The 25,014-nt window shown below is 67.5% G+C and carries 30 protein-coding genes; 17 read left to right on the top strand and 13 right to left on the bottom strand.

Features of this window, described 5'->3' with window-relative positions; translation table 11 throughout:
* Positions 1-85: 85 nt before the first annotated feature.
* Positions 86-589, bottom strand: coding sequence for a hypothetical protein (locus F6B43_RS10980; protein ID WP_246159910.1), 504 nt, complete (start codon positions 587-589; stop codon positions 86-88).
* A 273-nt stretch (positions 590-862) separates the two neighbouring features.
* Between F6B43_RS10980 and F6B43_RS10975 the strand changes: the two genes are divergently transcribed.
* From F6B43_RS10975 to F6B43_RS10965, 3 genes are all read left to right on the top strand, one after another.
* The gene (locus tag F6B43_RS10975) at positions 863-1,057 is read left to right on the top strand and encodes a hypothetical protein (RefSeq protein ID WP_150448969.1); all 195 of its coding nucleotides are present in this window, start codon (positions 863-865) and stop codon (positions 1,055-1,057) included.
* Positions 1,058-1,227: 170 nt separating this feature from the next.
* Complete coding sequence (locus F6B43_RS10970; protein ID WP_150448968.1) at positions 1,228-2,172, top strand: oxygenase MpaB family protein; 945 nt, start codon at positions 1,228-1,230, stop codon at positions 2,170-2,172.
* Positions 2,173-2,261: 89 nt separating this feature from the next.
* On the top strand, positions 2,262-3,080 hold the full coding sequence (locus F6B43_RS10965) for a nucleotidyltransferase domain-containing protein (RefSeq protein ID WP_150448967.1): 819 nt from the start codon (positions 2,262-2,264) through the stop codon (positions 3,078-3,080).
* Between the two features lie 95 nt (positions 3,081-3,175).
* Here F6B43_RS10965 and F6B43_RS10960 read toward each other — a convergent pair whose 3' ends face one another.
* Positions 3,176-3,895, bottom strand: coding sequence for a potassium channel family protein (locus F6B43_RS10960; protein WP_150448966.1), 720 nt, complete (start codon positions 3,893-3,895; stop codon positions 3,176-3,178).
* 162 nt (positions 3,896-4,057) lie between these two features.
* Here F6B43_RS10960 and F6B43_RS10955 point away from each other — a divergent pair, with 162 nt between their 5' ends.
* A complete protein-coding gene (locus F6B43_RS10955; protein ID WP_150448965.1) occupies positions 4,058-4,759 on the top strand; it encodes a hypothetical protein in 702 nt (233 codons plus the stop codon).
* 43 nt (positions 4,760-4,802) lie between these two features.
* On the opposite strand, the gene F6B43_RS10950 is transcribed toward F6B43_RS10955, so the two are convergent.
* The gene (locus tag F6B43_RS10950; protein ID WP_150448964.1) at positions 4,803-5,045 is read right to left on the bottom strand and encodes a three-helix bundle dimerization domain-containing protein; all 243 of its coding nucleotides are present in this window, start codon (positions 5,043-5,045) and stop codon (positions 4,803-4,805) included.
* A gap of 114 nt (positions 5,046-5,159) precedes the next feature.
* On the opposite strand from F6B43_RS10950, the gene F6B43_RS19600 reads away from it, so the two are divergent.
* Positions 5,160-5,309, top strand: coding sequence for a hypothetical protein (locus F6B43_RS19600; protein WP_170285625.1), 150 nt, complete (start codon positions 5,160-5,162; stop codon positions 5,307-5,309).
* A 110-nt stretch (positions 5,310-5,419) separates the two neighbouring features.
* Here F6B43_RS19600 and F6B43_RS19595 read toward each other — a convergent pair whose 3' ends face one another.
* Both F6B43_RS19595 and F6B43_RS10940 read right to left on the bottom strand, forming a co-directional pair.
* The gene (locus F6B43_RS19595) at positions 5,420-5,728 is read right to left on the bottom strand and encodes a Dabb family protein (protein ID WP_170285624.1); all 309 of its coding nucleotides are present in this window, start codon (positions 5,726-5,728) and stop codon (positions 5,420-5,422) included.
* Between the two features lie 2 nt (positions 5,729-5,730).
* Positions 5,731-6,786 (bottom strand): helix-turn-helix transcriptional regulator, encoded by a 1,056-nt coding sequence (locus F6B43_RS10940; RefSeq protein WP_150448962.1) that lies wholly within the window; start codon positions 6,784-6,786, stop codon positions 5,731-5,733.
* A 104-nt stretch (positions 6,787-6,890) separates the two neighbouring features.
* On the opposite strand from F6B43_RS10940, the gene F6B43_RS10935 reads away from it, so the two are divergent.
* The 5 genes from F6B43_RS10935 to F6B43_RS10915 all read left to right on the top strand — a co-directional run bounded on the left by F6B43_RS10935 (position 6,891) and on the right by F6B43_RS10915 (position 9,835).
* Positions 6,891-7,319, top strand: coding sequence for a VOC family protein (locus F6B43_RS10935; RefSeq protein ID WP_150448961.1), 429 nt, complete (start codon positions 6,891-6,893; stop codon positions 7,317-7,319).
* A gap of 72 nt (positions 7,320-7,391) precedes the next feature.
* Entirely contained in the window at positions 7,392-8,258 is an 867-nt protein-coding gene (locus F6B43_RS10930; protein WP_150448960.1) for a sulfurtransferase, read from the top strand.
* A gap of 97 nt (positions 8,259-8,355) precedes the next feature.
* Positions 8,356-9,039, top strand: a complete 684-nt coding sequence (locus tag F6B43_RS10925) for a DUF433 domain-containing protein (protein ID WP_150448959.1) — start codon at positions 8,356-8,358, stop codon at positions 9,037-9,039.
* Positions 9,040-9,059: 20 nt separating this feature from the next.
* Positions 9,060-9,458 (top strand): PIN-like domain-containing protein, encoded by a 399-nt coding sequence (locus F6B43_RS10920; RefSeq protein WP_150448958.1) that lies wholly within the window; start codon positions 9,060-9,062, stop codon positions 9,456-9,458.
* Positions 9,455-9,835, top strand: a complete 381-nt coding sequence (locus F6B43_RS10915; protein WP_150448957.1) for a nuclear transport factor 2 family protein — start codon at positions 9,455-9,457, stop codon at positions 9,833-9,835. The genes F6B43_RS10920 and F6B43_RS10915 overlap by 4 nt, the downstream gene beginning before the upstream one ends.
* Before the next feature lie 2 nt (positions 9,836-9,837).
* Here F6B43_RS10915 and F6B43_RS10910 read toward each other — a convergent pair whose 3' ends face one another.
* A complete protein-coding gene (locus F6B43_RS10910) occupies positions 9,838-10,269 on the bottom strand; it encodes a hypothetical protein (protein WP_150448956.1) in 432 nt (143 codons plus the stop codon).
* A 23-nt stretch (positions 10,270-10,292) separates the two neighbouring features.
* On the opposite strand from F6B43_RS10910, the gene F6B43_RS10905 reads away from it, so the two are divergent.
* Positions 10,293-11,006 carry a hypothetical protein gene (locus F6B43_RS10905; RefSeq protein ID WP_150448955.1) on the top strand — a complete coding sequence of 238 codons (714 nt, stop codon included), beginning with the start codon at positions 10,293-10,295 and terminating at the stop codon, positions 11,004-11,006.
* Positions 11,007-11,073: 67 nt separating this feature from the next.
* On the opposite strand, the gene F6B43_RS10900 is transcribed toward F6B43_RS10905, so the two are convergent.
* A complete protein-coding gene (locus F6B43_RS10900) occupies positions 11,074-11,550 on the bottom strand; it encodes a winged helix-turn-helix transcriptional regulator (RefSeq protein WP_150448954.1) in 477 nt (158 codons plus the stop codon).
* Positions 11,551-11,639: 89 nt separating this feature from the next.
* On the opposite strand from F6B43_RS10900, the gene F6B43_RS10895 reads away from it, so the two are divergent.
* Both F6B43_RS10895 and F6B43_RS10890 read left to right on the top strand, forming a co-directional pair.
* Complete coding sequence (locus tag F6B43_RS10895) at positions 11,640-12,209, top strand: SRPBCC family protein (protein WP_150448953.1); 570 nt, start codon at positions 11,640-11,642, stop codon at positions 12,207-12,209.
* 21 nt (positions 12,210-12,230) lie between these two features.
* A complete protein-coding gene (locus F6B43_RS10890) occupies positions 12,231-12,815 on the top strand; it encodes a dihydrofolate reductase family protein (protein ID WP_150448952.1) in 585 nt (194 codons plus the stop codon).
* 91 nt (positions 12,816-12,906) lie between these two features.
* Here F6B43_RS10890 and F6B43_RS10885 read toward each other — a convergent pair whose 3' ends face one another.
* From F6B43_RS10885 to F6B43_RS10870, 4 genes are read right to left on the bottom strand one after another with little or no spacing between them, the layout of a single operon-like run.
* Positions 12,907-13,167 carry a hypothetical protein gene (locus F6B43_RS10885; RefSeq protein WP_150448951.1) on the bottom strand — a complete coding sequence of 87 codons (261 nt, stop codon included), beginning with the start codon at positions 13,165-13,167 and terminating at the stop codon, positions 12,907-12,909.
* On the bottom strand, positions 13,164-15,797 hold the full coding sequence (locus tag F6B43_RS10880; protein WP_150448950.1) for an NHLP bacteriocin export ABC transporter permease/ATPase subunit: 2,634 nt from the start codon (positions 15,795-15,797) through the stop codon (positions 13,164-13,166). The genes F6B43_RS10885 and F6B43_RS10880 overlap by 4 nt, the downstream gene beginning before the upstream one ends.
* Positions 15,794-17,986, bottom strand: coding sequence for an NHLP family bacteriocin export ABC transporter peptidase/permease/ATPase subunit (locus tag F6B43_RS10875; protein WP_211368111.1), 2,193 nt, complete (start codon positions 17,984-17,986; stop codon positions 15,794-15,796). The genes F6B43_RS10880 and F6B43_RS10875 overlap by 4 nt, the downstream gene beginning before the upstream one ends.
* Before the next feature lie 26 nt (positions 17,987-18,012).
* The gene (locus tag F6B43_RS10870; RefSeq protein WP_150448949.1) at positions 18,013-18,837 is read right to left on the bottom strand and encodes a biotin/lipoyl-containing protein; all 825 of its coding nucleotides are present in this window, start codon (positions 18,835-18,837) and stop codon (positions 18,013-18,015) included.
* A gap of 259 nt (positions 18,838-19,096) precedes the next feature.
* On the opposite strand from F6B43_RS10870, the gene F6B43_RS10865 reads away from it, so the two are divergent.
* From F6B43_RS10865 to F6B43_RS10855, 3 genes are read left to right on the top strand one after another with little or no spacing between them, the layout of a single operon-like run.
* Complete coding sequence (locus F6B43_RS10865) at positions 19,097-20,851, top strand: sensor histidine kinase (RefSeq protein WP_150448948.1); 1,755 nt, start codon at positions 19,097-19,099, stop codon at positions 20,849-20,851.
* Complete coding sequence (locus tag F6B43_RS10860) at positions 20,842-21,507, top strand: response regulator transcription factor (RefSeq protein WP_150448947.1); 666 nt, start codon at positions 20,842-20,844, stop codon at positions 21,505-21,507. The genes F6B43_RS10865 and F6B43_RS10860 overlap by 10 nt, the downstream gene beginning before the upstream one ends.
* 35 nt (positions 21,508-21,542) lie before the next feature.
* Positions 21,543-22,055: a MarR family winged helix-turn-helix transcriptional regulator gene (locus F6B43_RS10855; protein WP_150448946.1), complete on the top strand. Its 513-nt coding sequence runs from the start codon at positions 21,543-21,545 to the stop codon at positions 22,053-22,055.
* Positions 22,056-22,168: 113 nt separating this feature from the next.
* On the opposite strand, the gene F6B43_RS10850 is transcribed toward F6B43_RS10855, so the two are convergent.
* Positions 22,169-22,537, bottom strand: a complete 369-nt coding sequence (locus F6B43_RS10850; RefSeq protein WP_150448945.1) for a UBP-type zinc finger domain-containing protein — start codon at positions 22,535-22,537, stop codon at positions 22,169-22,171.
* Between the two features lie 150 nt (positions 22,538-22,687).
* On the bottom strand, positions 22,688-24,319 hold the full coding sequence (locus tag F6B43_RS10845; RefSeq protein WP_150448944.1) for an FAD-dependent oxidoreductase: 1,632 nt from the start codon (positions 24,317-24,319) through the stop codon (positions 22,688-22,690).
* Between the two features lie 328 nt (positions 24,320-24,647).
* On the opposite strand from F6B43_RS10845, the gene F6B43_RS10840 reads away from it, so the two are divergent.
* Positions 24,648-24,989: a hypothetical protein gene (locus F6B43_RS10840; RefSeq protein WP_150448943.1), complete on the top strand. Its 342-nt coding sequence runs from the start codon at positions 24,648-24,650 to the stop codon at positions 24,987-24,989.
* The last annotated feature ends 25 nt before the right edge of the window (positions 24,990-25,014 follow it).

Raw genomic sequence — 25,014 nt, 5'->3', positions numbered from 1 at the left:
CGCCGGGTGAGCGGCATCCTTATCGTCGCCATCGTGCTGAACGCGCTGTTTGTGAGGTCGTGCGTCGCGCTCGCGGTGCGGGGCGTCAGATGGCGGGGTCGATCGCGAAGGCTTCGAGGGTGGACAGCCGATGGCTCCGGTCGCCGGTGATCTCGACGACCTTCGTGCGTTCACCGACGACCTCGGGGTCGTCGATGAGGTCGAGGAGGATGTCGTTCATCCCGTCTCGAAGCTCCAGGTGTTCGTCCGCGCCCGGCGTTATCCCATCCCGGGTGCTGAGCGGCAGCACGACGAGAAGGTCGATGTGTGCGAGCCCTTCGCGGGTCATCGTCGTCGCGTGCTCCAGCAGTTCGCGTGAGTGGGAAGTCCCGGTCGCATCTTCCAGGGCGAGCAAGTAGGCGAGGAAGTCGATGGGACCACGCTCCGCGATGAGGCTCCCCGCGGTCTCGTCCGGATCGAGGCGTGCCGCCGAGATCGAAAGCTGAGTGGCGAACAACGCCGCGCCCGGACTGTCCCACGACTCATCCACGAGATCGAACGGATCGGGCAACACCGCGAACTCAGGGTGGCGAAGCGCGAAGTCAGACACGAGCGTGCTCTTTCCACTCGCATGGGTCCCCGAAACGACAATCCGCATGCGGGTGACTCTAGAACGCCTAACGCGCTGCTGTGACCGTCATCGCGCTCTCGCCAGGGATGAGCTCACGCGTTCACTCTACGGTGGGGGATTCTCTTCCCCGGTTCGGGTCGGTTGAGCGGGTCAGAGGCGGAATGGACGCCGGGGCCTTCCCCGGCGAAACGCCCCGCGACGCCTCGACGCGTAAAGCCGCGCTCGGCCGGCACGCCTCGGTAGAGTGCGGGCATGGAATCTGAGTCGCAGATGGGCCCGACCCGCTACCGCATCTACATGATCCTCGGCCTCGTCTGCTCACTCGCACTCATCGGCGTCGGCATCTGGGGAATCGTCGGAAGTCAGGAGCCCGTCCTCGGGTGGGTCATGCTCGTCGCCGGCATCGCGATCAGTGCCCTCTCGGTTGTTCAGCTTCGCCGTGCGTAGCCGGCTGATTTCCATGACGACGGGTTAGAGCGCGAGCGTTACGCAGCCGGACTTATCGTCGTTCGTCGGTTCTCGCGATGCGCGTTGCGCGCGCCGGTGGGGTCGGCGAGTAAGACCGTTCCGAACTGCTCGGCGCGTCCGCCTCCGTTTGGCCGTGGCACGCTTGAGCAGTGACTCGACAACCCTTACGCGCGCGACTGCTGACGGCGTTGGCGGGCGATCCGGATGGCACGCCCGCATGGGTGCGAGCGTTGGCCGAGGGTGATGATGTCGGCTACTTCGCCGACGGCGGCGCTGTATGGACAGTGCATGCGGGCACGGCGACGTTCGTTGCGGGCATCCGGGCTCTTCTCATCCAGGCGCTGCACCCGGGCGCGATGGCAGGCGTCCATGACTTCTCCCGCTACCGCGAAGACCCCATCGGGCGCCTCACGGGGACGGTGCGCTGGATCATCTGCGTCACATACGGGTCGACCGAGCAGGCGCAGGCGGAGACGGCGCGCGTGGCTCGCCTTCATCAGAGGGTTGCCGGCACCTACGCGACAGATGCGGGACCCCGCACATACTCGGCGTCGGATGCCGCGCTCGTGGAATGGGTCCACCTTGCCTTCACCGAGGCATTCCTCGGCGCCCACCAGCGCTGGGGCGGCCCGATCCCGGGCGGCGCCGACGCGTACGTGCACGAGTGGGCGCAGGCCGGTCGACTGATGCACGTGTCCGATCCACCTGAGACGGAGGCCGAACTGAGGTCGCGCATGGATGCCTACCTCGAGCGCGACGAGCTCCGACACGACGCGCGTGTCAACGAGGTCGTGCAGTTCCTCCGCGACGTCCCGTTCACCGGGTCGATGCGACTGGCCTACCGCGTGCTGTTCGCCGCCGCCGTCGCAAGCCTTCCGCGGCAGTATCGCGAGCTGCTCGGTCTCCGGCGGACCATCTTTCCGGTCATCACGGCGACCCGGATCGTGCTCGCCCTCTCATCTCGGGCCCTCGGATCAGGCCCCCGTGCTCAAGACTTCGCCCGCCAGCGCCATCAACGCCTGGAGCACGAGACGCCCGAACCCCTTGCCACGGGGGAGTCGGCGATCCCGTCCGGAGCGGACGAGAAGTCCTAACGGTGCAAGAGCGCTGAGGCCTGAGGTCTTCACCCGAGGGGCCGTGTTTGCGGTGCATCTCGCGGACGCGTCCGCGGTACGTTCGATCGATGCGCTCGATTCCCTCATCTCTCGACCCGCTTGTGGTTGGGGAGATAGACCGACGCCTCTCGAGCGTGTCCCGTGACGAGGGGGTACGGATTCCCTGGGCGATCGAAAGCGGAAGCCGCGCGTGGGGTTTCCCCTCTCCTGACAGCGACTACGACTGCCGATTCCTGTTCGTGCGAGCTCGAGACGACTACCTGTCACTCTGGCCAGCGCGAGATGTGATCGAAACGCCGCTCGACAAGATTTATGACGTCAATGGATGGGACATCACAAAGGCCGCCAAGCTTATAGCCAAAGGCAACGCGACCGTCATCGAGTGGCTTCGTTCGCCGATCGTCTACACCGGCGAAACCTCTTTCCGAGATGAGTTGCTAGCTCTCGCCGACGCGATTGTGGAGCGCGGCGCGATCGGCCGCCACTACCTCCACGTCGCAGTGAAGCAGCGTGGCGCCACGCCCACCCTCAAGCGCTTCTTCTACGGATTGCGACCGGCCGTCGCGTTGCGATGGCTCGAGACGCATCCCACAAGAGCGGTCCCACCGATGGACCTGCCCACGCTGCTGGCGGAGAGCGATGTCGGCGAAGAAGTGCATCGTGCCGCGCTCGATCTGATTGCGCTCAAGGCGGAGACCCGGGAGCTGGGTAATGCTCTTGCCCCGGCCGTGCTCGAACGTTTCGTCGTTGCCCAGCTCGAGCACGCCGAACACTTCGAAACTGAGCCTGTTGCCAAGGGCTTCGACAGGACTCGCTCCCTCGCGGATGCTTTCATACGAACGCAACTCGATGACACCCGCCGAGTCTTCCCACGAGACGGCGCGTGATGCTCGAGTTGCTCAGCCTCACCCGAGTCCTGCCCTGACGGGTTTGAGAGATCGGGCCTCCGATATGAGCCTGAATGCGAGGACGGAGAAGGCCCTTACGCCGCGGACCGGAGCTCGCGGATCATGCTCTTGAGCTCGAGGACTTCGCGGCGGAGTTCCTCGACCTGGCTTTCGGTTGCAGCAGCAGTCTTCGTCGTCTGATCGGCGACGCGCTCCACGATCCAGGAGGCGAGCGTCGCGGTGACGACGCCGATGAGTGCAATTCCCCCGATCATCAGGCCTACAGCGACAATTCGACCGGTAAGGGTGACGGGGTAGAAGTCTCCGTAGCCGACAGTGGTGATGGTGACGAACGCCCACCAGATCGCGTCGGGGAACGTCTTGATGTCTCCGGCGCCGTTCTCGGCATCCAGCACTGTGAGAGCCGCGATGAAGATCGTGAGTACGGTGGCGCCGACCGTATAGATGACGACGCGCCCGCGCAGGACGTTGCCTGTTCCTCGACCGATGATGGCGAGCACAGTGAGGAAACGCATCAGACGGAGCGGCCGCAGCATCGGGAGAACGACGATGGCGAGATCGAGGAGATGCCGATAGAACCATCGCCACCTCTTCTCGGCGATGGTCAGGCGCGTCACGTAGTCGATGAGGAAGATCGCCCAGGTGATCCAGAGAATAGCCTCGCAGAGCTGATTCACGAATCCGTCGGGGTGAGCGATGATCTGCGTCGCGTAGGACATCAAGAAGAGGATTGCGGCGATCGTGAGCGGCCATTCAGCGGCTTTGTCCCACTTCGCGATGCGTGCACCGTACATGCCGGTGATTATCTCGTTCTCGGCATTGCCCGGTCGATAGGTTCGAGAGTGCTCGGTGACGACTCAGCAACGCTCGGATGCGCATCATGATCGACGCACCTGCGAAGTCGCAGGTGTGGCGGAACCTCCGGCGCGGACCGCAACGATGAGGGAGGATTCGCAATGCAGAATGCGATCCAATGGCTCTATATCGTCGTGGGAGCTCTCGGGATCATCTTGCCGCTGATCATCGTCGGGATCGCACGCCCCTGGCGCCGTAACGGGCCCGGATGGACTTGGATCCATTGGGGGCTCGCTGCCGGGGTCGGGCTCCTCGTCGGCAGTTTCATGCTCGCTCTGACTCTCGGCTCAGCCGGGGATCTGCGCAGAACTCGCGCTGCGCTGATCAACGACCTGCTCACGGCCGCGTTCCACGCGTTTGGGCCAGCACCCGCTGTAGCGCTCGTCCTTCTCATCGTCGGCACCACGTCAGTTGTGACATTTCGGATCACTCGACCTCGACCACTGCCTGCCGACATCGACCTCGCGGGGCTCCGTGTGCTCTCACGAAAGGGCGCGACCGTCGACGACCTCCAGGCGAGATACCTTCCGAGCGCGCGATTCAGCTCAGACGAATTCGTCCTCGCCGTTGCACTGGGACAGGCGGACCGGAAAGCCAAGATCTTCTACGGGCGAGTGATCACATACGCGCCTCGCTCCTTGCGTACCAACCGTGCGCTGTTCAGGTACGCCGCCGCCCTCGAGTCGAAGGTGCACACCTCGAACACGCTCGACGACACGAAGCACCCGCTCTCGGAGCTCGCGGCCCTCGCGAGGCGCGTCGAGGCGGGCGAACCCATCCCGCGACTTCCTGATACTGCTTAGCGTGGCGCGACCGGCTGCGGCGAGGAATCGCTGCCCACGAGGGTCACGCCGCCTTGTGGTGGCCGACGGGCCTTTCCTGGTTCGTCCGTTCGCGAAGACGCCGGCGAACCTCGCCTTCTACGAGCAGTGTCACGTACGACCGGATCGGCACGTCGTCGAAGTCGACGAATGCATCGACAACGAGCTCACGAACCACGCTTTCATCGACGGAGTCGAAGCGTCGCGACAGTCGGTCCACCACGAAATACAAGGCCTCGGCCTCATCTCGCGGGTTGGTGACACTCACATATCAAGGATGCTCGAACGGGCTTCTGATTTCCATAACGCGGCACCCGAGCCCACACGGAATGTTCACCCGCTGGCTACCCCGGCTGCGCGATCGGGACAGTATCGTCGCGGCATGAGCCTGAGCATCCCTGAACCCGACCCGTACGAGGCTCAGACAGGATTCGACGACGAAGACTGGGAGTACGAAGACGTGGACGCGACGACGTTCGAAGCGGGTGAGGACGAGCTCGACATCGAAGAAGGCCGCGCGCACGAACGCTGAACCCCGACACCGTCGTGACCGACGGATTGTCTCGTCACGGACACCTGTCCGATCGACGCCCTTGTCGAGCTGAGCGCAGCCGCGTGCCGGATCCTGGTGCGGCCAGCCGCTCACGCATCGACGTCGAAGACGACCACCCGTTCGGCCAGCCGAGAGATCAGCTGTGCCACGGGCTGATGTGCCGGATGCGGCAGGTAGTCGTCTCGGGCGGAACTGCTCTCGAAACTGACGACGAGCGCCCAGTCGAATCCATCCTCTAGGCCCTCCGGGCTGCTGCTCGGCCCGCAATGAACGGCCATGATCCCGGGGATCGTGTCGGGGAAGGCGTCAGCCAAGGCGGTGAGCTCATCCAGTTCCGCGCTCCCGACTCCAGGCTTCCAGCGGACGAGGACGACATGCACAACAGAGGGAGCGGCCATCGTTACAGTGTGCCCTGATCGACCCCTCCGCGCAGTGCGCGCTTTCGCCGGTCGGGGTCGGTCGGGCCGATGAGTCGTTCTCCGACCTCGATCGCGGCATCCTTCAGCTGTTGCGGGCCGACGATCGAGAGGTCGGCATCGAAGCCGGCGAAGCGAGCCGCAAGGGCCCGCCACGACCATGACCCCATCGTGACCGTCGTGCAGCCTTCGTCCTGCTCCTCGATGGCCGAGTCACTGTCGAGGTAGGGGGCGATCTCGCGGGCCGAGAGGTGGAGCACGGCGGTGCCGACGCACGGCCACGCGGTGCTGGTGGACCCCCGGAACCGCGCCGCGACGAAGGCGACCGGGTCGCGGCCGGGGATCGGTCGGGGAGTGAAGGGCAGTCGCGTGGGAGCACGCGGACGCATGCGGTCGATGCGATACGTGCGCCAATCACCCGCGGCGACCGAATCGTCGCCGGAGCGGCCTTGCTGCTCCGGCGAGGGGGTGGACGGGTTCCAGGCCAGCAGGTACCAGCGACCGTTCGCGGCGATGACGGCGTGCGGTTCGACCCGCAGGGGCGGAGCAGCCTCTCCGTCACCCCATGCTGAGGCGTAGTCGAACCGGAGGATCTCGTGCGCGCTCGCCGCCTCGCTCACCGCGACCAATACCTCCGGGCTGACGGCCGGATCGCCGTGCGTGGCGAGCACGTCGATGGCCTCGACGCGGTGCCGGATCCTCGAGGGCATGACCTGCCGCATCGTCGCGAGAGCACGAGCGGCGGCCTCTGCGATGTCGGCACCGGATGCCGGCGCCACCGCGAGGGCGAGCGCCACAGCCACCGCCTGGTCATCGTCGAACAGCAGGGGCGGCAGCTCGGCGCCCGATGACAGGCGGTATCCGCCGGCCGGGCCGCGCGTCGCCTCGATGGTGTAGCCCAGCTCGCGCAGCCGATCGATGTCGCGGCGGACGGTGCGGGGGCTCACCTCCAGCCGGTCGGCCAGAACGTCGCCCGCCCACTCGCGCCGAACCTGCAGGAGCGACAGAAGCGCGAGCATCCGAGAAGAAGGACTGGGCATGTGTCCATTGTCGGCGAATAGCGGTCATGATCTGTCCGCATCTTCGGCGAGAGTCGATCTGCGCAGCCGATCGGCTGAACCGCCCCACACCTGCAGGAGCCACGATGACCATCGCAACCACACCCCACCTCAACTTCGACGGGAACGCTCGTCAGGCGCTCGACTTCTACGCCGCCGCCCTCGGCACCCCCGCCGTCACGATCACCTACGGCCAGATGGGTGCGTCCGAAGACCCGGCATGGGCCGACCGGATCGTGTGGGGTCAGGTCGAGACCGCAAGCGGCGTGCGTGTCATGGCGTTCGACGTCTGGCCGCATCAGGCGTACGACCAGGGGGCGAATGCGTTCTACGTCTATCTCAGCGGCGACGACGCCGCCGAGATCACGGCCGTATGGGACGGCCTCGCGGACGGCGCCGAGATCCGTCAGCCGCTGAGGGCCTCCGCCTGGTCTCCTCTTGCGGGTCAGCTCCGCGACCGCTTCGGGGTGATCTGGGCGCTCGACGTGCGCGCTCCCGAATCGGGCCAGGAATAGTCCCCGCTGCTCGGTGCACGGCTGCCGAGAGACACCGGTCGCGAGCCGGTTCCGGCGTGTGAGGATGTCGGTATGGCGACATCCCGGACCTTCCCCCTCATCTCCGCGGAAGAACTGCACGCACGCATCGAGGCCGGCGACAGCATCCGTCTGCTCGATGTGCGTTACCGGCTCGAGCAGCCCGACGGGCGACCCGATCATCTGGCCGGCCACATTCCCGGCGCGGTGTACGTCGACATGGATACGGAACTCGCCACACACGGCGATCCGTCGGAGGGGCGGCATCCGGTTCCCTCCCGCGACGTGCTTCAGGATGCTGCGCGCCGGTGGGGTCTCGACTCCGGCGACGCCGTCGTGGTCTACGACGACTACCGATCGGTGTCGGCCGCGCGGGCATGGTGGCTGCTCACCCGCTCGGGGGTCGACGACGTGCGCGTGCTGGACGGCGGTCTGGCGGCGTGGACGGCGGCGGGTCTTCCGCTCGAGACGGGTGACGTCGTTCCCGCGCGCGGCTCGATCGACCTCGACGAGCTGAGCGGAGGCATCGCGACGATCGATGATGCCGAAGCGTGGCCCGCGCGAGGGATTCTCATCGACGTGCGGGCGCCCGAGCGCTATCGAGGCGAGACCGAGCCCTACGACCCGATCGCGGGGCACATCCCCGGAGCGGTCAACCTGCCCGCGGGCGCCTACCTCGCCGGCGAGGGCTTCGCTGATCCCGAGGCGATCCGCGGAGCCCTCGCCGGCGCGGGAGTAACCGATGCCACACCCGTGGCGGCGTACTGCGGCTCGGGCCTCACCGCCGCGCACCTCGCGCTCGCCGGCACCGTCGCCGGCGTCGCCGTCACGGTGTTTCCCGGCTCGTGGAGCCAGTGGTCGAACACGCCCGGTCGCGCCGTCGCGACGGGACCGACGCCTGCGGGAAACGTCGACGCGTAACCAAGAGGACGACAACGAGCGGGGCGCGGCGATCCGGATCGCAGGGGTTCGCATCCGACATCCCCCGGTAGTTGGCGCCCAATGTCATTATTGACGTATGGCGTCCACTTTGCTCGACCGAGCGATCTACTCATATTCTGACGTCGATCGCCTCGTCGGACTGCATTCAGGTACTGCCAGACGGTGGCTCGAGGGTTACGCACGATCGGGTCGCTTTTACGATCCCGTGCTTCGAGAAGGGCCGACGGGCAGCGAGGTCGTGACGTGGGGGGAAATGGTCGAAGCTCGTCTTCTGGCCGAGTTTCGCAGCCATCAAGTGCCAATCCAGCGCTTGAGGCCTGCTGTCGTGCGTCTCCGCGAGGAGTTCGGTAGGTATCCGCTCGCCCATGCGCGCCCCTTTCTCGACGTCGAGGGACGAGAACTCGTCCGCGCTGTTCAAGAAGAAGTCGGCGTCGACGGATCACTGCGGTTGGTTGTGGTACGAAACGGGCAGACGCTGCTCGCGGAAGCAACTCAGCGATTCAACGACACCGTCCGATATGACGACAGCGGCGTGGTGGCTCGCCTGACCCCGATCGCACGTACGCCGGAAGTAGTTATGGACCCGCTGCGGACCTTCGGTCAGCCGGCCGTGCGCAACGTACGTACAGATACGATCGCCGAAGCTTTTCGCGCGGGTACGTCCCGTGAGGAGCTGGCTGATCTTTACGAGCTCAGCCTGGACCAGGTTGATGCGGCCATACGGTTCGAGCTGATCGCCGGCAGCGAGCAAGCTGCCTGATGTCGAGAGGGTTCGCGCCGGTGTATTTCACCGACGAGAACGCGCTCGGTATGGGTAAGTTGCTCAGCCGCAGCGGGCGAGACGACATCGTCTTTCCCGGTCACCCCGCGTTGCCTGAGGTGCTGCTCGGCTCCACCGATCTTGAATGGATGCCCATTGCCGGCTCCCGAGAATTCATCGTGCTCACCCGAGACAAGCGCATTCGAACGCGCCCAGCCGAACTCGCCGCTTACATGGAACACGGCATCCGGTCAGTGTGGATAGGTGCCAAACAGGATCTCAGCCCGCAAGATCAGGTCGTGCTGTTCATCAGTCACGAAGAACGACTTCGACGGGAGATCATCAAGCTGGGCGCTGGCCCGTGGGCGCTCGCGCTATCGGCAACCGGCGTGCGACCTCTCTGGCTGAGAAAACCATGACCAGCGTCACAGAGCTTCTCGCGATCAACCTGTTCGAAGTGTTCGGCAACCGAGACGCGCCCAGCCGGCAGGCCGCGATCGAGCGGACCTACTCGGAGGACGTCGTCTTCACGGATCCGGAGGGAAGCGTGCGGGGCCGCGCCGCCCTCGAGGAGAAGGCGGCAGCGATCCTGGATGAGGCTCCGACCGACTTCGTGTTCACCGAGGACGGCGAGCGATACGCCGCGTCAGACGTCGGCGCGCTCGCCTGGGCCTTCGGGCCGGCCGGTGCCCCTGTCGTTCGTGGAATGGACGTGATCACCGTGGAAGACGGCCGGATCACGAGCATCCGCACGTTCTTCATCGACGACTCGACGGTGCGCCCGCCCTCGAGCTAGCCTCAGAGGTTGCGGAGTGCGTCCGGGTCGTCGGCGAGCCGGACGGCTTCGCGGGCCACGGCCTCCTGCTCAGCCTCGCTCAGCGGCGGCAAGCCCACTTCGTCGGCCGGCATGCCCTCGTACGGGTCGGCGCCGGGGAACTCCTGACTGAACGAGCCGGCGACGGCTCCCCCCGGGGGGAACTCGTCGCCCGCGGCGCCCAACAGCGTCTCTTCGCCGGGAGCCTGCTCCGGCACGTCGTCTCCGAGGTGCTTACGATGCCACTCGCCGCTCATGCTCGCTCCTACCTTCGTCAACAGCGTCACACTGGTCGTCTTCGAGACGATGAGGATGCGGGCTGCCTTATCGATCGCCGGCATCATCCACCGAGCGTCGTTGAAGTCTACGACGCTCCGACCGGCGACCCCGGGTTCGCGGAACTCTTGCGAGAACACGGGGAATCACCGACGCTCGAAGCATGCACATCGCCGGAGTCCTGCCGCCCGATGCCCCCGACCCGCGCGACGCGCACCGTGAACTGCTGCGGGTTCTGGCGTTTCCGCTCATGGGGCTCGTACCGCAGCCGACGATCGAAGATCACGACAGCTTCGGTTTCATCGAAGGGAAGGATGCCGAGGGTCGGTGGCAGATGTCGGTGTCGATCACGTACACCCTGTGGCGGAATCCCGCCGATCACGAAGACCCGGTCAATCTCGCCGAGCTCGACGAGCAGACCCGTGAATCTCTCGACGTCGAGCCCGCATGGGAGCGACCCGCGTGGTTGATCGAGGGCGTGCAGCGGTTGCGATATCCGATGCTGTGGGAGGCGGTGCGCACCTCATGGCATCGCGATGAGTCCGAATACACGACCCTTTCTCGGCAGCTCGTCGACCACGCCAACTATGTCTTGATGAACCAGTTCCGGGAGGAGCTCGGCCTGCCACGCGGACCCCACGGAGACACGGCGTGGCAGATCTCGCAGTCGGCGGTCAACCCGGCGGTCACACTCGAGATCGACGGTGTCGAGGTCGCTGCCTCCGAGATCGACACCGACCCCTTCGTCTACGCGGTCGGTGCGCGGTTGGCGCCGGACGTCGTCACGACGGTCGTGATCGCGCGCGACCACCTGCCGTACGTTCGGGTCGCGCTCTCGCTGAGGAAAGGCACCACCGGCGAGCGCACGCGCGACTGACCGTGGGGGGAGGGTCCGGATCGGAGCATCCTGAATCGGAATCAGCAGATCATCGGCCGCGACGTCGTCACGCTGTTGCCCGCTGGCCCCCGCGTCGCGCGGCGACGTATTCCGCCGGCATCCCCGGCCCGATCTTGACCTTCACCTCGCCCGGGTCGATCACGCCGCATTCGTCGCACACGACCTTCGCCGCGACCGGCTGACCGCATGACGCATGCCGGTACAGGATCGGCGGCTCGCCGGGCGCTGCCCATTCGTCGCCCCACTCGGTCAAGGCGATCAGGGCCGTCGCCAGCGCCTGCCCCTTCGCCGTGAGCACGTAATCGGCCGAACCCTCGCGGACCATGACGCCGCTGTTGACGAAAGCATCCAGCCGTGCGGCGAGCACGTTCGTCGCGATGCCCAGGTTGTGCTGGAAGTCGCCGAAGCGCGTGACCCGCGCGAAGAGGGCGTCGCGGATGATCAGGATGCTCCATCGCTCGCCGACGAGCTCGAGAGCTCGCGCGATCGAGCACACCTGCGTGTCATACGTCTTTCCCAACATGGCGTCGACACTAGCACTTGCATGATGCAAGTAACGGGACTACCGTCGCACCAAAGGACCGTCGCACCAAAGGGAAGGGGGGGCGCGCGATGAGCGCCGACTACACCGCCACCATCACAGTCAGCAAGACTCCGGCCGAGGTCTACGACGCGATCAACGACGTCGCCGGCTGGTGGGGCCGCATCACCGGCACCACGACAGCGAAGGACGACGAATTCGTCTACGTCGTACCCGGCCTGCATTACAGCGGGTTCCGGGTCACGGAGCTCGAACCCGGCCGGCGGATCGCGTGGATCGTGACCGGCAGCTACCTCAGCTTCGTCGACGACACGCAGGAGTGGAACGGCACGACCGTCCGGTTCGACATCACCCCCTCGGGCGACGGCACGCAACTGACGTTCACGCACGAAGGGCTCAGGCCCGAGGTCGAATGCTACGGCGCATGCTCGAACGCATGGTCGACATACATCCGGGGCAGCCTGGCTGCGTTTCTGGAGACCGGCGTCGGGCAACCGAACTTCTTCGAGGGCGATGAAGCTCTCGAAGCCGCCGAGCACGAGACCCTCCGCCACCGCATCGAGGGCGCCGGAGCCGCTCTCAACGCCGGGTGGCCAACAAGCCGGGTGACCAACATGCCGGGTGACCAGCAAGCCGGGTGACCAACAAGAGGAGCACAGACCATGGGACGAGTGATCGTCGTGCAGTACATCACGCTCGACGGCGTGGTCGAAGATCCCGACGGCAGCGATGGCACGGCGGCCGGCGGCTGGGCGATGCGGTACGGGCCGGAGGGCATCGCGGGTGACAAGTTCCGCCTCGGCAGCATGATGCAGAACGGGGTACTGCTGTTCGGCCGGCGCACCTGGGATCACTTCAGCGAGCTCTGGCCGCCCCGCGACTCGGAGTTCGCTCTGCAGATGAATGCCGCGCAGAAGGCCGTCGCTACACACGGCCACTTGCCCGACGACGCATGGTCGAATTCGCAGCCGATCTCGGACCCTCTCGAAGACTGGGTCGGCAAGACAGTCCGAGAGCAGGACATCGTCGTGATCGGCAGCGGGTCGGTCGTCGCCCAGTTGCGCGACGCGAACCTGATCGACGAGTACCGGCTCATCACCTTCCCCGTCGTTCTCGGTGAGGGCAGGACGCTGTTCCCGGATGCGGCGCACCTCGAACTCGTCTCGTCCGAGGTCGTCGGGCCTGGCAGCCTCTCCATCTACCGCGCGAAAGAGCAGGCAAGAAGCAAAATACCCGGCAAGAAGTGAAAGAGCAGGTGAGAACCGAAATAGCGGGTAGGAAGAACGAGATCGCGCCAAGCTCGATCCTCAGCGGGCCCGCTGAGGTGTCGGAGTAACCTCACGTCGGGCTGGTGACGATGTTCTCCGTCGTTTCGCCCGGCTCATCGACGACGTTCGACGCGCTGCCCGGCGCTTCCTTCCGGACGCCGGACGCCGCGACGAGGGCGTCGTGCGCGGCAGCGATCTCATCGGCACCGCCCGGCTCGAACGTTCCCTTTGCGTCATCCATACGGCGAACGTACTCCGCCGGCGCGATCGCGTCAGCAGGCCGGATGCTTTCCATTGCAGAAGAGGATTGGCCGAGCACCCCCGTGGTCACGACAGCTGTCGCCGGGCCTGCGCCGCGAACTTTCCGTCCAGCGCCATGAGCTCGTCGAACGTGCCCGACTCCACGACGCGTCCGCGTTCGAGGTAGTAGATGCAGTCGGCGGAAACGACGGTGCTCAAGCGGTGCGCTATCACGATGCGGGTCGCCGACAATGCGGCCAGGCTCTCCGCGACGATCGCCTGAGTGGTGTTGTCGAGCGCGCTCGTCGCCTCGTCGAAGAGCAGGATGCGGGGGTTGCCCGCGAGCGCGCGGGCGATCAGCAGCCGTTGCTTCTGGCCTCCTGAGAGCGTCGAGCCGCCTTCCGTTACGGCGGTGTGGATGCCCATCGGCATCGCGCGCAGGTCATCGGCCATGCCCGCCTCGGTCGCGGCGCGCCACGCGTCGTCGACCGACAGGTCGATCGAGTCGCCCACGATGTTGGTGAGGATCGAGCCGGGAAGAAGCTGCACCGCCTGCAGCACGACGCCGAGCTGACGGCGGACGGCCCGGACGTCGAGCCCCGCGAGGTCTTGATCGTCGAAGAAGACGCCGCCCTCCTCTGGTTGCTCGAATCCGAGCAGCAAGCGTCCCAGGGTCGACTTCCCCGAGCCAGACGGGCCCACCAGGGCGATGGATCCGCCCGCCGGCACTCGGATCGACACGTCGTCGAGTACGAGCGGGCCGTCTTCGCTGTATCGGAACGAGATGCCGCTGAACTCCACCGCCCCGCGGAGTGTGCCGGGGTCAGCCTTCTGATCGTCGTCTTCGGGCGTCGCCGTGAGGATGGGAAGCGCACGCTGCAGGCCCGGTAGCGTGAAGATGAACTGCGTCGCCGCCCCCGCCATCGCGAGGACGGCGGCGACCACCTGGCCGAACGCAGCGCTGATCGCCAGGAACACCCCGGGCGAGACGGTCGGGTCGGCGCTCAGCCCGATGACCGCGAACAGCACGATCGACGCGACGATCGGGAAGATCGCCGCCACGACCGCCGTGACGTCCTGCGCGTCCCGCACCGCGTTCCACCGCTCACGCCTGTCGGCGAACCGCGCCGCCCACCGCTGGAACGCCTTCTCCTGCGCGCCGGCCACCCGCAGCGTGGAGACGCCGGAGACGAACTCCAGCAGCATCCCGGACATCTTGCCGGATTCTTCTTCGACCTCCCGCATTCGCCGCAGCTGCACGCGACCCGCGAGGTAGATCACCAGCACCAGCACGGCGGTCAGGATCGTCGCGATGACACCGAACTCGATGCTGTAGAACCAGATGAGCGCGAGGCTGACGATGGAGAAGAGCCCGCCCAGCACGGATGTCACGGCCGAGCCGCTGATGAGCTTCACGATCGCGACGCCCGACTGCACGCGGTAGGCGAGGTCACCGGCGGAATAGCGGCTGAAGAATGTCGTCGGCAGCGAGAGCAGCCTGTCCCACAGGGCAGGCGACAGGTACGCATCGACGGTGCCCTGGATGCGCAGAACGGCGATCGCCGTCGACAGCTGCAGCAGCGCGCCGGCGAGAGTCGCCACGAGCAGGGCGATCGTGAGCTGAAGCAGCTCGGGTCGATTCGACTCGGGGATGACGCTTCCGACGATGCGGCCGGTGACGATCGGCACGGCCAGCGCGAGGATCGCAGAGCCGAGCGCGAAGGCGAACAGACGGACCATTTCCGGTCGCGACAAGGCGAGAGCGCTCCGGACGAGACCCCCGATGCCGAGCGGGCCGTCCGGTAGCGGGCGATAGATCGAGACCGCTCCGCGCTCGATCTGCGCCGCGATGCGCGCGTCCACGAGCGTGCGGGTTCCCTCGCTCGGGTCGACGAGCTGATAGCGTCCCGATCGCTTCGGTATGAGCGCGATGGGCCGGTGACCGTCATCGAGGAAACCAAGGAGGGGCCCGGCGCCGTTCTGCCACCAATCGTCGGTCAGCAGCACGCGCCGGACGCGGACGCGGGATGCTCGGGCCACCGCATCCACAGGATCGCCACCCCGCGTCGGGGGCATGGCCGCCGGTACGGTGACACCCAGGGCGCGGGCGACGACCCGGAACGCGCTGAGGACGGCGCTCTCACCCGGTCTGGAGCCGGTGGTTCGACGCTCGTCAGGATCGGTGATGGCCGTCAGGCGGTCGAGCGCCTCCGCCATCGCGCCCTCGTGCGCGTCGCGCTGCAGGCGCACACGGGCGATGTCTGCTGCGGCGAGGCGAGCCCTTCGGTCCGCGAGCGCGCGCGAAAGCGCTGCCTCGGGAATCGCGTCGGCGGGCGACGGCTCGCCGACGGACGTGTCGACGGCGAACGGGTCGTTCTCGACGGTGATCGCGACCGCGAGGTCGATCAGCCATTCGGCGCGGCGCCGGTGGTCGCCCGCCCCGGCGAGCGGGGAGGGCGTGACGGCCGACCCCGCTCCGCCGACCGCGACCAGGCGGAACGACGGAGCCAGAGCCTCATCGAGTCCGTAGAGGGTCTGGCCCTCCACGACCGTGCCCACGTGCAGCCGGGGAGTGTCCGCCTCGTCGGCACCGCCGACGGCGAACAATTCGACCACTCCGCGCACAACGAACCATGACGCGTCGGCCCCCGTGAGGAACAGGGGGCGGTTGGCGCCCAGCGCGATCGGGCCGCTCATGTCGTCACGCGTGCCCTTGCTCACGTCGTCACGCTGCCGTCCGCGGCGAACAGGCGGCTGTAGGGGCCGCCGGCACGAATCATGTCGTCGTGCGTTCCGCGCTCGGCGATGCGTCCGCGATCGAGCACGATGATCTCATCGCAGTCGCGGATCGTGCTGAGTCGGTGCGCGACGATGAGGGTCGTGCACCCGCGGCGTCGGATGTTGCCGTCGATGAGCTGCTCGGTGCTGGGGTCGAGGGCGCTGGATGCTTCGTCGAGGATGAGAATGCGGGGTTCGGTGAGGAGCGCGCGCGCGATCTCGAGGCGCTGGCCCTCGCCGCCGCTGAAGTTCGCGCCGCCCTCTTTGACCTCGGTGAGATAGCCGTCGGGGCGACGGGCGATCTGCTCGTGGATCGCCGCATCCTGGGCGGCCTGCACCACCCGCTGCTCCGGCACCGCAGGGTCCCAGAGGGTGAGGTTGTCGCGGACCGTTCCGCTGAAGAGGCTGATGTTCTGATCGACGAGGGCCACCGAGGTGGCTATCGTGTCGCGGGGCCATTCCTCGCGCGGCTTCCCGTCGAAGAGGATCTCGCCCGACCACGGGCGGTACAGGCCGGCGACCAGGAGGGTGATGGTCGATTTGCCGCTTCCCGAGCCGCCCACGAGCGCCACCCTGCTGCCGGGCCGCAGGACGAGGCTCACGTCGTTCAAGAGCGGCTCTTCGAGGATGCTGTAGCCGAACGTCACACCGCGAAGTTCGAGCTGCCCGGTCAGGCGCCCGACGCCGTCCGCCGTAGACGCGGCGGCGTGAGGTTCGTCGTCGACGGGGTTGGCGAGAACATCGTCGAGTCGCTCGAGATCGCCGCTGACCTCCTGCACCGAGCCGCCGAGCTGAACGAACCGCCCGATGGGCTCGGACGCGCGCCCGATCAGGAGCTGGATCGCGATGAGTGTGCCGAGGCTCATCGCGCCCTCCACGACGGTGAGTCCCCCCCAGCCGAGGACGGCGACCGTCGTGAGGCCGGCGAGCAGCGGGGGCACGACGAACAGGGGGAGGGATGCCCGGCCGAGCCGTTGGGCACTCGTCACGGTCTTCGCGTGCAGACCCGCGATGCGGGTGAACAGGTCGCCCTCGCGACCGGCGCCCTTCACAGACTCGATCGATCGGATCCCCGACATGGCACTCCCCATGAGGGCTCCACCGTCCTGGCCGAGCCGCAGGTTCTCGTCGGCGCGGCGGCGGGCGATGGCGCGGAGGACGAGCAGGTTGATCACCGCAGAGGCGATGCCCACCAGCGCAAGGCCAGGGCTGTAGCCGACGAGCACGATGAAGTAGAAGACGACGACGACAGAGTCGATCAGTGCGGTTGCCACCTCGCTCGACAGCAGCACCGCGACACGGTCGTTGAGCATCGCCCGACCCGAGATCTCGCCGGCTGAGCGATGCGCGTAGAACGAGACGGGGAGACGCAGGATGTGCCATAAGAAGACGCCCGAGCTGTGCAGGGCCAGCTTCGTCTCGAGCAGCAGCAGGTAGCGCCCCCGGAGTGCCGTCAGGACCGCCACGACGATCGCCGCCCCCGCGAGCAGGCCCAGGATCGGCCAGATCGCGCCCGGCTGCTCCGCCACGAGCACCTGATCGACGAACGCCTTCGTGAGCACCGCGGCGGCGAGCCCGGGGATGACGAGACCGAGCCCCGCGAGCACCACGAAGATCATCCCGGCGAGAGAATGGCGCACGCGCCCCGCGAGGCCGGCCACCACGGCGGGCGGTCTGCCCTCTTTACGGAAGTCTCCGCCCGGTTCGAGCCGCAGCACCACGCCGGTGAACGACTTGTCGAACTCGCCGTCGGAGACGGTCCGCGCGCCCTGCGCGGGATCGTTCAAGAACCATCGTCCCGGCGCATACCCCTCGACCACCACGAAGTGGTTGAAGTTCCAGTACACGATCGCCGGCAGCGGCCCGGTCTTCAGCTGTGCGGGCTCCTGGCGGAATCCTTTCGCGGTCATGCCATACGACCGTGCGGCCTTGAGGATGTTGCTGGCCTTCACCCCGTCGCGAGAGACGCCGCTCGCCTGGCGGAGTTCGGCCAGCGGCACCCAGCGTCCGTAGTGTGCGAGCACCATCCGCAGCGACGCGGCGCCGCACTCCGACGCTTCCATCTGCAGCACGGTGGGCGTGCGCTCGCGGCGCGCCCTGGGCGCGGCATCCGTCCCCGTCCTGTCCGCCACCGCCGCATGCGCCCCGGGGCCACCGGTCACTGGGCGGTCCGATCGGACGGGAACAGCAGAGAGATCGGATGCTCGACCGCGGTGATCACCGTCGCGTTCACGAGCGTGCCGGCCACGATCGGGTCGGGCGGTCCGTCGCCGAACGTCCAGGCGAAGCCGGACGGGGTGGAAGCGGGCGTGAGCGCCACCTCCACCTGGAACACGGGCGGGCCGCCGACCACGATCGATGTGATGTCATCGTTGTGCAGCAGCGCGTTGACCCCCGCTCGGGTCGCAGGGTACGCGCCGACCTTCGTCACCGTGCCCTGGAGGAGGCCGTACACCTCCGACGGGACGGTCGTCACCGAGATCTGGACGGGCATCCCCGGCTTGATGGGCTGGCTGCCCGCGACCGCCACGAAGGCGAAGACGCGCAGCTGCTCGTCAGCGGGCTGGACCGTCAGGATCGACTGGCCCGCATCGACCCGGTCATTCGGGTACGCGAGCAGCTCGGTCACGGTGCCGTTCGCCGTGGCGAGCACGCTGATGTCACCGGCATCCGCGGTGTGCACCGTGGCCACGGGCGCACCGGCGGTCACGTGATCGCCGGCAGATACGAAGATCTCGGTGATCTGGCCGGCCTCCGTCGCAACCGCGCTGAACGTGCCGTACGGAGTGAGGACCATGCCGGCGGCGGGGACGGTCGTGCGCACCGTGCCGACGAAGCACCAGACCACGAATGTCACGAGGACCAGCCCGACGGCCGACAGCGCGATCCAGCCGCGCGGCCGTGTCACGCGCACGACGGTGTCCAGCTGCTCAGGGCTTGCGAGGTTCTGGACAGCAGCGGGGCGGTACAGCGGTGAGCTCACGTCATTTCTCCTCGACCGTGCTCACGGGTCATCGGGGAGAACGGCGGTTTCCCGGGCACGACACCATGATGGCTCAGGACACGATGAACCGACATAGACCCACGTCGCCACTTCGGGTCCTGCGCCGGGCATGCTCGCCTACCATCGAGGATCCCGCCGGACAGGACCCAAGTCCATGGAGCTGGGTCGCGTTTTCGTCCAGAGTGGGGCGTGGACGAGCAGCGTCCCGGAGTGGAGAGATACAACTACCGTGATCACCATGGCCGAAACGGCACCTCTGCCGATCACCCGATCGATCCCGGTGCGGCTGCGTGGAGGCCGTGCTCGCTCTCTCCAGCTCGCACTGATCATCCTGGCGGTGTGCGCGCTCGTCCTGGGGGTGTTCCAGCTCGCCGTCGAAGCCCAGACCCCGGACGCCGTCTGGGCCGTGTCGCTCTTCACCGTCCTGTTCTGGATCTGGATGACGGCAGGGATCATCGCGTGGTGGCGGCGGCCGAACAACGCCATCGGCGCGTTGATCGTGATCGGGGCGATCACGGTGTTCCTCGGCGGCCTCGGCAATCTCGGCATCCCCTTCTTGACGGTGATCGGCGAGATCTCGGCGACGGCGGTGCTCGCGGTGATGGTCCACCTGCTGCACGCCTTCCCGTCCGGCAGGCTGCGGGGGCGGCTGTCGATCGCGACGGTGTTCTCGGGATACGTCATCGCGATCGGCCTGCAATCGCTCGCCTACGTGGCGAGCGTGGCTGACGAGCCCGAGCTCGCGATGATCGTGTCGATCGCCCAGCGCCCGCTCGGACTCGCGGTGATGGTCGCAACGGCCGTCATCCTCATCTCGCGTCTCATCGACGCCGACCGCATCCATCGCCGTGTGCTGCTGCCGCTGTTCGCCTACGGCATCCTGGCCGTCGTACTGATCTCGCTCACCCCGAACGTCCTCGGGCCGCTGGGGGCCGACGAGGTGACCATCGGGACGATCCAGCTGGCGCTCAATGCCGGCATCCCGATCGCATTCCTCCTGGGCGTGCTGCTGGGCGGCTTCACCCGCACGGGCGATCTCGAGGCGCTGAGCGCCTGGCTCGGCATCGAAGGGGCCACGCGGCCGGCTGTCGCCCGGGCGCTGTCGACCACGCTCGGCGACAACTCGCTGCGGGTCTTCTACTGGGCCCCCGAGCGCAAGGGCTACGTCGACGAGCACGGCACCGATGTCGATCCGGCGACGTTCCCCGATCACCAGGGCCTGCTCGAGGTCAGGGTCGACACCCGACTTGTCGGTGCGATCGTGTACGACACGAGAATCATCGGCGACCCCTATCCGGTGCGGCGTGCCGCCGAGGTGCTGGCGATCGCGGTCGATCGTGAACGGCTGACGGCCGAGCTGATCGCGAGCAACGAAGCGCTGATGCAGTCGCGCGTGCGACTCGTCGAGACCGCGGACCGCGAGCGCTCGCGGATCGCGCGAGACCTCCACGACGGGCTGCAGGTACAGCTCGTGCTGCTCGCGCTGGAGGCGCAGAAGATCGCGAACTCGCCGGACGCGTCCGACGCCACGAGTGCTGCGTCTGCAGAGCTGCGGCGCGGCATCGACGCGGCGGCGGCCGATCTGCGCAGCCTCGTGCACAACGTCCTGCCCGCGGCCCTGGTCGAGCAGGGCCTGATCGCGGCCACCGAGGACATCGTGGACAGGCTCGCGATTCCTGCGACGCTGGAGGCCGAGCCGTTCGACAAGCCGCTCGCCCCCGCGACGACCCACACGGCGTATTTCATCCTGGCCGAAGTGCTGACCAACGCGGTGAAGCATTCTCGGGCGACGTTCGTGACCGTGCACCTGCGCCGCGACGGCGACATCCTGCGCCTCGATATCGAGGACAACGGCGTCGGCGGAGCGAGGGTGTCCCACGGCACGGGGCTCCGGGGCTTGATCGACCGCGTCGATGTGCTGGGGGGCAGTGTTGTCATCAGTTCGCCCCGAGGGGGCGGAACGGAAGTAAAGGTGGAACTGCCATGCGCGTAGTCATCGGCGAAGACGAAGTACTCCTGCGGGAGGGCCTCGCACGTCTGCTGGAGGGCGACGGTTTCGACGTCGTCGCGGCGGTAGGTACGGCCGTCCAGCTCGAACGCGAGGTCGAGCGGCATCGGCCCGACCTGGTGATCACCGACATCCGGATGCCTCCCACGCATACCGACGAGGGTCTGGTGGCGGCGCTGCGCATTCGCCACACCCACCCCGGGATCGCCGTCGTCGTGCTCTCTCAGCACGTACAGCGCCGGTACGCCACCGAGCTGCTCGATCAGCAGACCGGTGGCGTCGGCTACCTCCTCAAGCAGCGGATCGCCGATGTCGAGACCTTCACCTCGGACTTGCGCCGCGTGGTTGCGGGCGGAACCGCGCTCGACCCCGAAGTGGTCTCGGTCATGGTCTCGCGGGCGAGCCGCGTCGGCGGTGCGGTCGGATCCCTCACGCCTCGCCAGCTCGAGGTGCTCGGTCTCATGGCCGAAGGGCGGAGCAATGCGAGCATCGCCGGTCAGCTGGTCCTCAGCGAGAAGGCGGTCGTGCAGCACACGTCGAACATCTACGACGCGCTCGGGCTCGCGGTGGACTCCGACGATCACCGTCGCGTGCTGGCCGTCATCCGCTACCTGGCGGCTGCGGGCAGCCCCGTGCGCTGAACCTCCGCAGCGCGTCGAGAAGCTACGGTCGACTCATGAGAGGTGAGCCATCCGTACCCGACGATGAAGTGGACCTGCTCATCGACGCCTGGTCCCGGCGACTGCCCGACCTGGATCTGAGCCCGCTCGACATCATGTCGAGACTGCGCCGGGTGGCGCTCGGACTCAACCGGCTGCGGGTCGCGGCGTTCTCCAGTGCGGGGCTGGCACCGTGGGAGTTCGATGTGCTGGCGGCGCTGCGGCGTGCCGAGAGTCCGCATGAGCTGAGCCCCGCCGTCCTGATCGAACGCACTCGGATCGGGAGCGCGGCGATGACGAACCGCATCGAGAACCTTCTCGCGCGCGGGATGATCTCGCGACGCCCCAACCCGCACGACGGCCGCGGGGTGCTGGTCAGGCTCACCGACGAGGGGGCGAACGTCGTCGACCTCGCGATGACCGAGCTCGTGCGGCGCGAAGAGGTCGAGCTGCGGTCGATCGGGCCCGAAGATCGTGCTGCCCTGATCCGCATCCTGCGCGTACTCGTCGACGAGTCGCCGCGGGAATAGCCCTGCGCGCGACGCGCAGCCCCGCGCGCTCAGCCCTGCGCGCTCAGCCCTGAGGGCTCAGCCTTGCGCGCTCAGCCTTGCGCGCTCAGCCTTGCGCGCTCAGCCCTGAGGGCTCAGCCCTGCGCGCGGTGTCGCGCCAGGATGCGCTGCCAGTCGGCGGGCAGGCGGTCCTGCGGACCCGGCGCGGTCTGCGACTCGGGGTGGCTGGTCGGCGGGGCGAGCGCGGGGCCCTCGAACATGTCGTCGGCGCCGTAGTCCCAGAACCAGTCCTCGCCCGGCTCGAAGCTCTGGATCACGAGGTGACCGCTGGCGTGCGCATGCGCGGTGGCGTGCTGCCCGAGCGAGTCGTCACAGCATCCGATGTGCCCGCAGTATGCACACCGCCGAAGGTGCACCCACCAGCTGCCGGTTGCTTCGCACTCGACGCACCCGGTGCCACTAGGCCCGACCTCGGCCCGTACCCATTTCGACTGTTCGCTCATGTCGCTCCCGCTCTCGCCCACTCTCGCCCACTCTCGCCCACTCCCCGGCCCACCCGCAACGCCCCTTCTCAGCTCGCGAGACCGGATAGGCGACACGAGACCGGGTGCATCCGTCACCTTTTCGTGGCGTATATCCGGTCTCGCGGATTTTCAGACGGCGAGCGCGCGATGCACCGAGGCCACGGCGCTCGAACCCTCGCCCACCGCGGCCGCGACGCGCTTCATCGATCCGCGTCGCACGTCCCCGGCGGCGAACACGCGAGGGATCGAGGTCTCGAAGGGCAGCGGTTCGCGCCCGAGGCCCTGCCAGCGCTCGAGCGTCTGCACTCCGACGTCCGTGCCCGTGCGCAGGAACCCGTCGTCGTCGCGGTCGAGGTCGGGCAGCCACGCGGTGGCGGGGTCCGCCCCGATGAAGCAGAACAGCCCGCGCGCATCGACATCACCGACTCCCTCGATCGTGACGCGTTCGAGCGATCGCTCGCCGGCGAGGCCGGTCACTCTGGCACGGGTGTGCACCTCGATGAGCGGCTCCTCGAGCAGACGGTCGACGAGGTATGACGACATCCGCGTTCTGAGGTCGTCGCCGCGCACCACCAGGCGCACGCGGCATCCGTTCGCGGCGAGATAAAGGGATGCCTGGCCCGCCGAGTTCGCGCCGCCCACCACCACGACGGGCGAGCCGGTGACCTGCCGGAGTTCGAGCGGAGTGGCGGCGTAGAAGATGCCCGCCCCCTCGAAGTCGGCCCAGCGATCGAGCTCGAGGGTGCGGTACGCGGCGCCCGAGGTGACGATCGCGCTGCGAGCGCGGATCACACGCCCGTCGGTGAGTGTGACATCGAGGATGTCGCCCGCGGTCTGCAGGTTCACGGCCTCGCACGGCGCGTACACCCGCACGCCGAACTTCAGCGCCTGCAGCGACGCCTGGCCGATCAGGCTGCCCCCGCTGACACCGAACGGAAATCCGAGGAAGTTCTCGATGCGCGAGGTCGCCGCCGCCTGTCCTCCCGGGGCCACGGAGTCGAGGAGCACGGTGCTGAGGCCTTCGGATGCTCCGTAGATCGCCGCGGCGAGTCCGGCCGGGCCCCCGCCGACGACGACCAGGTCGACGATCTCGTCGGCATCGCCTTCGTAGCTGAGTCCGAGCCGCTCGGCGACCTTCCCCGGAGTGGCGTTCCGCATGGGTTCGCCCTGGATGAACGCCACGGGGAGGTCGGCCTCGGTGAAGTCGTGATGCGGGAAGAGTGACGGGTCGGACGGATCGATCTCGGTCGCTGTGTGGACGAGGTCGAGCCGCTCGGCGAAGCGACGGAGGTACAGGAAGTCGCGTGACGACTTCGTGCCGATGAGCTTCAGCGTGTACGCCGCCGGCCCTTTGCGCAGGGCCTCGCGGCGCTCCCACAGCGCGTGCAGGATCATGTCGCACAGCTCGTCGTCTTCCGCCATGAGGTGACGGAGCGCCTCGCGATCGACGCGGTAGACCTGCCCGGGCTTCGTCACACGCGCCGAGAGGAACGCCCCCTGGCCGTTGAGGAGGCCCAGCTCACCCACGAACGTCCGAGGGCCCATCGTCGCGATGACGACCTCGTCGAACCACCCGAGCGATTCGCGCACGACCTCGACCTCGCTCGACTCGACGAGGATCAGGTCATATCTGCGGTCGCCGGAGCGGAAGACGTAATCGCCCTCCTCCACGTCGTGGGGCGTGCCGAACGTGAGGAGCCGTGCCCATTGGGCGTCGGTGATCGAGGGCGACTGCTTCGGGTCGAGTTCGGGTGCGTGCACCTTATCCAGGCTAGCGACGGGATGCACCGGTGTGCAGCGTCGAGCGAGGTCCTTCGCTCTGGGCGCAACGCCGCGATCCGGCAGTGGCTCCGGGGATCGGTGATCAGCCCGCGTGTTCCGCCTGCGTGACGTGCCCCGTGCACAGACCCTCGCCCGTCATGCCTGTGTGGACACTAATATACAAAGCGGACGAAGGGAGAATCATGAAGAAGCAGAACGTCGTCTTCGCCATGTCCGCTCTCGCCGCGGCCGGCCTCGTCGCGGTGGGCGGCGCGGCCGCTTTCGGCGGGTGGACGCGAACCGCAGGGTCGTTCTCCACCGGTGTCCCATGGCGGTCACCCAGCAGATATACGAAGAGGCGTATGCCGCGTTCGCCGACTGCATGCGCGACGGGGGCGCCTCCCCGGTCGAAGTCCGCGAGGTGGGGGCCGTCCATGAGTTCTCGTACGCCGCCGATGCGCGACGCGTGTACGACGCCTGTTACGTCGACTTCTCCGGCATCGACTTCGCCTGGCAGGTCGCGAACTCATACGACTCGCCGACGTACGTGAAGCTCCGCGGCTGCCTGACGGCCCTCGGCGTGCAACCCGGCGGGGATGCGGAAACGGTGTGGCACCAGGTGCAGGAAGCCGAGGTCGATGTCTTCGCCTGCACCTCGGCGGAGAACTGACGCGATCCGAGCGGGATCTGGGGGT

Origin of the sequence: Microbacterium rhizomatis, assembly GCF_008710745.1 — a bacterium.
GTDB classification, from domain to species: Bacteria; Actinomycetota; Actinomycetes; order Actinomycetales; family Microbacteriaceae; genus Microbacterium; species Microbacterium rhizomatis.
This window is presented reverse-complemented; position numbering and strand designations above follow the sequence as displayed.

Bases quoted from the DNA above. Each gene is read 5' to 3' on its own strand.
- F6B43_RS10955 (WP_150448965.1), top strand. From the start codon at position 4,058: ATGCAGAATGCGATCCAATGGCTCTATATCGTCGTGGGAGCTCTCGGG.
- F6B43_RS10965 (WP_150448967.1), top strand. From the start codon at position 2,262: ATGCGCTCGATTCCCTCATCTCTCGACCCGCTTGTGGTTGGGGAGATA.
- F6B43_RS10900 (WP_150448954.1), bottom strand. From the start codon at position 11,550: ATGTTGGGAAAGACGTATGACACGCAGGTGTGCTCGATCGCGCGAGCT.
- F6B43_RS10865 (WP_150448948.1), top strand. From the start codon at position 19,097: ATGGCCGAAACGGCACCTCTGCCGATCACCCGATCGATCCCGGTGCGG.
- F6B43_RS10890 (WP_150448952.1), top strand. From the start codon at position 12,231: ATGGGACGAGTGATCGTCGTGCAGTACATCACGCTCGACGGCGTGGTC.
- F6B43_RS10960 (WP_150448966.1), bottom strand. From the start codon at position 3,895: ATGTACGGTGCACGCATCGCGAAGTGGGACAAAGCCGCTGAATGGCCG.
- F6B43_RS10855 (WP_150448946.1), top strand. From the start codon at position 21,543: ATGAGAGGTGAGCCATCCGTACCCGACGATGAAGTGGACCTGCTCATC.
- F6B43_RS10935 (WP_150448961.1), top strand. From the start codon at position 6,891: ATGACCATCGCAACCACACCCCACCTCAACTTCGACGGGAACGCTCGT.
- F6B43_RS10860 (WP_150448947.1), top strand. From the start codon at position 20,842: ATGCGCGTAGTCATCGGCGAAGACGAAGTACTCCTGCGGGAGGGCCTC.
- F6B43_RS19595 (WP_170285624.1), bottom strand. From the start codon at position 5,728: ATGGCCGCTCCCTCTGTTGTGCATGTCGTCCTCGTCCGCTGGAAGCCT.
- F6B43_RS10925 (WP_150448959.1), top strand. From the start codon at position 8,356: ATGGCGTCCACTTTGCTCGACCGAGCGATCTACTCATATTCTGACGTC.
- F6B43_RS10940 (WP_150448962.1), bottom strand. From the start codon at position 6,786: ATGCCCAGTCCTTCTTCTCGGATGCTCGCGCTTCTGTCGCTCCTGCAG.
- F6B43_RS10840 (WP_150448943.1), top strand. From the start codon at position 24,648: ATGGCGGTCACCCAGCAGATATACGAAGAGGCGTATGCCGCGTTCGCC.
- F6B43_RS10850 (WP_150448945.1), bottom strand. From the start codon at position 22,537: ATGAGCGAACAGTCGAAATGGGTACGGGCCGAGGTCGGGCCTAGTGGC.
- F6B43_RS19600 (WP_170285625.1), top strand. From the start codon at position 5,160: ATGAGCCTGAGCATCCCTGAACCCGACCCGTACGAGGCTCAGACAGGA.
- F6B43_RS10930 (WP_150448960.1), top strand. From the start codon at position 7,392: ATGGCGACATCCCGGACCTTCCCCCTCATCTCCGCGGAAGAACTGCAC.
- F6B43_RS10975 (WP_150448969.1), top strand. From the start codon at position 863: ATGGAATCTGAGTCGCAGATGGGCCCGACCCGCTACCGCATCTACATG.
- F6B43_RS10905 (WP_150448955.1), top strand. From the start codon at position 10,293: ATGCACATCGCCGGAGTCCTGCCGCCCGATGCCCCCGACCCGCGCGAC.
- F6B43_RS10895 (WP_150448953.1), top strand. From the start codon at position 11,640: ATGAGCGCCGACTACACCGCCACCATCACAGTCAGCAAGACTCCGGCC.
- F6B43_RS10915 (WP_150448957.1), top strand. From the start codon at position 9,455: ATGACCAGCGTCACAGAGCTTCTCGCGATCAACCTGTTCGAAGTGTTC.